This is a genomic window from Candidatus Latescibacter sp. (assembly GCA_030692375.1).
Taxonomy (GTDB): Bacteria; Latescibacterota; Latescibacteria; order Latescibacterales; family Latescibacteraceae; genus JAUYCD01.
In genome coordinates, this window is sequence record JAUYCD010000127.1 from 1 (window position 1) to 5,465 (window position 5,465).

The window sequence follows — 5,465 nt, forward strand, 5'->3', positions numbered from 1 at the left end:
CTATCTGTAATTTCTTTTTAGAAAAATAGGCGGTGATAATTCTTTAATACTTTTTCATTACTTCTTGTTATACAAGAGGATAAGCTTTATTTTGTAATGTATGGTAAGTGATTGATATTTATGTAAAAAATTGAAATGACAATTTTACGAATAATCCGGGCTAAAAGATGCGCTGCGCTTGCATCGTTCCCGCGAAGCGGCAACAAGTTCGGCATGACACGTGTCATCCTGAACTCGTTTCAGGATCTAAACACTCAAAACATGCGCAATTATTTATGTCGTCATGTATAATTTGGAAAAGACCTTATTTATACACAAACTTCCCCGCTTTATTGATATAGCACCATTTACCTTCGGTTTTCACCAGTGCGATACCATTGGAAAATACTTTTGCATCCTCGAACTGAGGCTTGATGACCAAACGGCCGTCACGATCTATATAACCGTACTTATCCCCGTTTTTGATCACCGCATACCCTTCGGAGAAATTCCAGGCGGAGTCGAATTGAGGTGGGACAATCATTTTCCCTGTTTTGTCTATGAATCCGTATTCCCCGTTCATTACTACCGGAGCCAGCCCTTCGGAAAAATTGAGCGCCTGATCGAAACGAAAAGGTATTATGTTTTTCCCCGTTTTATCGATGAATCCGTACTTACCATCAGAAACCGGGGCAAGTCCTTCGGCAAACATGAAGGCAAAGGTAAAACGTGGTGGTATCACTATATTTCCGGCCTTATCGATATAACCATACTTGTCATTCACTTTAACTGCGGCCAATCCTTCGGCAAATTTACCGGCATCCCGATACTGGGGTTTCACAAAAATCTTGCCGGTACGGTCAACATACCCGAACAGTGAATCGGCCCAGATACGGGCGACCCCATCGGTGAACCCCCAGGCCATGGTAAACTGTGGAGGGATGATTGTTTTACCGGTTCTATCAATGAAGCCGAACTTTCCTTTCATGTTCACAAGCCCCAAGCCCTCGGTGAATGATCTGGCCAAATCGAACTGGGGGAAAATTACCATCTTCCCGCCGGCATTGATGAAACCCCACTTGTCATTCACCCTTACCGCGCAGAGGTTTTCGAAAAAATCACCCGCTTCATTGAATGAGGGTTTGACTATCACTTTCCCGGCGACATTTATAAATCCATACCTATTGCCATCAAATATCTTAAAAAGAACAGGCAGATTAGCGGCATAAATCGCTTGGCTTCCAATCATAGTGACAGCCGCCAAACATAAAACGACCGCTCTTGTTATTCTTTCTGTCATGATTTCTCCTGTGAATATCAGGATTAACACGATACAAATCATGCGAATCCTGACAAATCAGATAATCTGTTCAATTGTTCACTTTTTTAATAAGATAGTATCGGCGTTCAGGTTTCAATAAAAAAAAACGGTGAGCGTTTTTAGCGGATTCTAAAATAGTTCTGCTTCACATCGTGGTGCGGGGAATATAGCTGCTGATTTTTGCTCGAATTTCTGGAACCGCGTTCACAGAAAACCTCGGTTCTCCCAGACGGGCTTTCCCTCCATACGGAGTGATAATCTCCCTTTTTATCAGTTCGGTTATGAATTCCAAAGGAACAGCAAGTTCCCTGGACAGTTCTTCAAGAGAAAGAAGCGCCATAGCACAAGTCCTTGATATAATTCGATTTGCGAGAATTAATGGGGAGAGTTGAACTTTCTGTCAAGCGTAGGTGTAATATGTTTGAACGTCTGAGATGTGTCAATGTGAAAGTTAGTTTTATAAAAAATTTCTAACCTGTTCCTAATCATAGCATTGTCTCTTTTTACAGAAAATGAATAATAAATTCTTTTATCACATGTTGCAGAAAGCAACACGCTCATCTGTTTTTCTTATTCGTTTCAATCTCCTGATAAATTTCTTCGTGCCCAGGCATTGAAAAAGCAAGGAATGCTGCCTGCTATTCCGTAAAAATCCATTATACCTGTACTATTTTACACATAAAACTATACGTTGTCCCTATCTTCCTAAAATTTTAAGCGCCTCCATCAATTCGGCATTTTCCACTGTGATGGCATAGATGGCATTACAGAAACTTATTGCCTTATCAAGCGGTTTCTGATGAATGTTACGGCCGGTGGCATTACCCGATGCTCCTCCTACATGTATCTGGTCATAAAGGTTCCGGAGAAATTGTTCCTCATTCATCGCCTCACCCCCGGCGCATACAAGTCTGGTTCTGCCCGCAGCCTGGACCGCTTCCCTTAACGCTTCGCTTGAATCCATACCCTCTTTTTTCGGAGCGTTGACCTTTACAAAATCGCTGCCAAGACACGCCGCCACTCCAGCCGCACCGGCAATGAGGTGAGGTGATTTTTCATCGGTAATCGCTTTCCCGCGCGGATAAATCCAGAGGACCGTCACCAGCCCGTAAAAATGCGCTGTATTAACAATCTGAGCCGCCTGCTGGAGCATTTCCGCTTCGTATTCACTGCCCAGGTACACGGTGTATCCTACCGCATGGATGGAAATTCCGGAATTGTCACGAAGTTCCACCACCTGCTCAACATCAAGCCACTGTTGGCTGAACGGCTCTGCTTGCTGTGTTTTCACCAGGTTGGTTTTCGAATTTAATTTTACCAGGTAAGGAACATGAGGATAATCCATCCCATATTGTGCGATCAGACCGAGTTGAGCAGCAAAAACGCCAATATGCGCCCCTCCGGCGATACGGAATAGGTGTTCGGGATCATTATCGTCAAGGGCTATTCCCGGTCCGTAAAAATCATCATTCAGATGCTCCCCCTTCTGGTCTCCGGCAAAAAGCATGAGGCGATTTTTCCCATGGGTGATATGAAGATAATTTTGACGATAGATATCTTTGGATTCCCCGGGGACATCGAGCGGGATTTTTACTTCGGAAGCGTTGGTTGAATTCATTCCAGTTCTCCTTATTCAGCAAGGAAGGAAAGCCATGATGGCAATATATGGTCATAATATTGTGTAAATGAAATTATATCATAATTTACCATATTTCGTCAATTTGGTAAATACTTTTTTTTAAAAAAAATACTATATTTTCTTTACATGCAGTTATCGCTTTTCCGTCCTTCTTCTATTCTTTAACGGAGGAAACATTCCATGATTTTTACTTTCTTCTTCATTGCAGTATATCTCTTCGTTGTTTTCAGCCCCCTGATCATCGTCCTCTTTGCCGGGATTCATACCGGCCATACCATTGTCTATGAGCTAGGGAAAGCTTTTGCGCTCACAGCATTTACTATCATAGCCATGCAATTTGTGCTTTCCTCACGGGTGAAATGGATGGAGCGTCCGTACGGTATGGGCCGGATTTTTAGTTTCCACAGATATATGGCGGTGCTGGCTTTTATTCTCCTGCTCAGCCACCCTGTTCTACTCTCCATCGGCGCCGGAAGCTTTTGGCTGCTCTTTTCCCTTTCCGTTCCCTGGTATATCTGGCTGGGAAAGGCCGCTCTCGTGCTCTTAGCTATTCAAGTGCTGACCGACATTTTCCGTCTGAACCTGCGCTTCGAGTTTGAAAAATGGCGCTTCACTCACAATAGCGTCGGGGGGTTGCTTCTTGTCTTGGCTTTTTCACACAGTTTTACCATGATTACCCGTAATCTCCGTCTCGTGCCTGTGCAATTCCTATGGTTTATCTTTCTGGCTATCGCACTCTCGTTTTACAGCTATCACAAATTCATTGTTCCGGCTTCCCTTAGAAAGAAACGCTATCGTGTCGACTCGGTTATCCGGGAAACACCCAATGTTTGGACAATCACTTTTACTCCTCAGAATGGAAGAAACCTTTTTGACTATAAACCCGGACAGTTTCAGTACATTACGCTTCATCGGGAGCAGGGACTTCCGGAAGAAGAGCATCATTTCACCATCTCATCCAGTCCCGCTCAGAAAGGATATGTCGCCTCCACCATCAAGGAATCGGGGGACTTCACCTCTCTCATCGGTCATACAAAGCCGGGAGACACCGCCTCTATAGAAGCTCCGTTCGGCAGATTTTCCAACATGTTCTTTCCGGAAGACCGGGATTTTGTTTTTATTGCGGGAGGGGTCGGCATCACTCCCATCATGAGCATGCTTCGATTCATGCGCGACTCACGCGCGGAATACCCCGCTCTCCTCATCTACGCCAACCGGACAGAGCAGGACATCATATTCCGTCAGGAGCTTGCCGACATGGAGAAACGTGGTTTCCCCCTGCTCAAAACTGTCCATATCCTGAGTAATCCCGGTCCGGAATGGAATGGGGAACATGGCCGCATCAACCTTGAAACACTGATTCGACAGGTAAAAGATTTTGACGGCAGGGCCTTCTATATCTGCTGCCCCCCGACTATGATGAAGGGGTTAATACGTATCCTTCACGATATGGGAGTTAAAAAAAACCAGCTTCGGAGCGAGGCATTTTCACTTTGAGAGGAACCATTGAATGAATTGAAGAAAAAAAATCCAACAACAACTTCGGGGTATAACGGGTTCACTGCATCATCGTACGGGCTTTTTCCTCACGTTCTTTTCGGCGGGAACGTGTACCATATATGAATACACTAACCAGTGAGACAAGAGAGGCTCCTCCTATGGTTGCCCCGGCTTCATCATGTCCTTGTAGAATACAATAGGCGCCAGCAATTAATCCTGTAACACCAAGAAAAAAAGCAAATACAGTACCGAACATACTATTGCGGGAGTTTTGTTTCATCGCCATTATTTCTATCTTTTGTCGGTGTCCTGTTTGGCTTTCGACCATCGAAAGAATACGCTCCGCCGCGCCGGGAAGGACTGCATTGTAGTGTTCGAATGCTCCTGGCGGAGGAAGGGGGCCCGAAAAACTCAGGGATTGCAGGAATAGTTTATTTTGTGCCTGTAAGGCGTGCTTGGGTTTCGCCATCCTGGGATTCCTTTATCTGGCAGAATACAGAGCGCATATCATTCCCAATCGTCTTCCAGTCATTGTAAATTGCAATAGCATCAGCCATTTCCGGTGTTGGCGACTCATTATACACCGTTAAAGTTGAACCGAGATCGAGGACTGATGCCATCCCGCCGATGAAACTAGGCATGGAAAAAAGGAAGTCTGTCATGGTATTCTCCCGAGTAGAAGTCGTTTAATATATAAAGAGAGCCTATGTTTGTCAAGATTTTGATTGGTTGAAATGGTATTTTCTATCAATGTAGTTGTCAAGTCAATTCACATACTGCTTTACACAAATTTATTGTCAAATTGTTTCATAATCTTTATCAGGTGATATATTTGACATCAATTAAAATCATTTATAATCACAACTATAATCTTTACTGCCGTTATCTAACCCGGATTATTCATAAATTTTTTTTTGCTGCCTGAGAATTGTGAAAATGGCCATGTATTAAACTTTCAAAATGGTGTTTCGGTCACCTTGAAGTGTGATTTACAAGAAACACAAGAACGCGGATGATTGATACATT

General features: G+C 43.8%; 6 protein-coding genes. 1 reads left to right on the top strand and 5 read right to left on the bottom strand.

All coding sequences use genetic code 11. The features are described 5' to 3' along the window. Window positions 1-304: 304 nt before the first annotated feature. From Q8O92_07920 to Q8O92_07930, 3 genes are all read right to left on the bottom strand, one after another. A complete protein-coding gene (locus Q8O92_07920; protein ID MDP2983240.1) occupies window positions 305-1,279 on the bottom strand; it encodes a WG repeat-containing protein in 975 nt (324 codons plus the stop codon). Between the two features lie 166 nt (window positions 1,280-1,445). Then, on the bottom strand, window positions 1,446-1,640 hold the full coding sequence (locus Q8O92_07925; GenBank protein MDP2983241.1) for a hypothetical protein: 195 nt from the start codon (window positions 1,638-1,640) through the stop codon (window positions 1,446-1,448). A 357-nt stretch (window positions 1,641-1,997) separates the two neighbouring features. Continuing rightward, window positions 1,998-2,918 (bottom strand): aldolase, encoded by a 921-nt coding sequence (locus Q8O92_07930; GenBank protein ID MDP2983242.1) that lies wholly within the window; start codon window positions 2,916-2,918, stop codon window positions 1,998-2,000. A gap of 201 nt (window positions 2,919-3,119) precedes the next feature. Here Q8O92_07930 and Q8O92_07935 point away from each other — a divergent pair, with 201 nt between their 5' ends. Further along, window positions 3,120-4,436: a ferric reductase-like transmembrane domain-containing protein gene (locus Q8O92_07935; protein MDP2983243.1), complete on the top strand. Its 1,317-nt coding sequence runs from the start codon at window positions 3,120-3,122 to the stop codon at window positions 4,434-4,436. 61 nt (window positions 4,437-4,497) lie between these two features. Here Q8O92_07935 and Q8O92_07940 read toward each other — a convergent pair whose 3' ends face one another. Both Q8O92_07940 and Q8O92_07945 read right to left on the bottom strand, forming a co-directional pair. Then, window positions 4,498-4,908, bottom strand: a complete 411-nt coding sequence (locus tag Q8O92_07940; GenBank protein MDP2983244.1) for a DUF2335 domain-containing protein — start codon at window positions 4,906-4,908, stop codon at window positions 4,498-4,500. Continuing rightward, the gene (locus tag Q8O92_07945) at window positions 4,871-5,101 is read right to left on the bottom strand and encodes a hypothetical protein (protein MDP2983245.1); all 231 of its coding nucleotides are present in this window, start codon (window positions 5,099-5,101) and stop codon (window positions 4,871-4,873) included. Before Q8O92_07945 ends, Q8O92_07940 begins: the two co-directional genes overlap by 38 nt. Between the last annotated feature and the right edge of the window lie 364 nt (window positions 5,102-5,465).

What these genes read in the sequence shown, in the direction of transcription:
- Q8O92_07920 (MDP2983240.1), bottom strand. Translation starts at nt 1,279, where the DNA reads ATGACAGAAAGAATAACAAGAGCGGTCGTTTTATGTTTGGCGGCTGTC.
- Q8O92_07925 (MDP2983241.1), bottom strand. Translation starts at nt 1,640, where the DNA reads ATGGCGCTTCTTTCTCTTGAAGAACTGTCCAGGGAACTTGCTGTTCCT.
- Q8O92_07930 (MDP2983242.1), bottom strand. Translation starts at nt 2,918, where the DNA reads ATGAATTCAACCAACGCTTCCGAAGTAAAAATCCCGCTCGATGTCCCC.
- Q8O92_07935 (MDP2983243.1), top strand. Translation starts at nt 3,120, where the DNA reads ATGATTTTTACTTTCTTCTTCATTGCAGTATATCTCTTCGTTGTTTTC.
- Q8O92_07940 (MDP2983244.1), bottom strand. Translation starts at nt 4,908, where the DNA reads ATGGCGAAACCCAAGCACGCCTTACAGGCACAAAATAAACTATTCCTG.
- Q8O92_07945 (MDP2983245.1), bottom strand. Translation starts at nt 5,101, where the DNA reads ATGACAGACTTCCTTTTTTCCATGCCTAGTTTCATCGGCGGGATGGCA.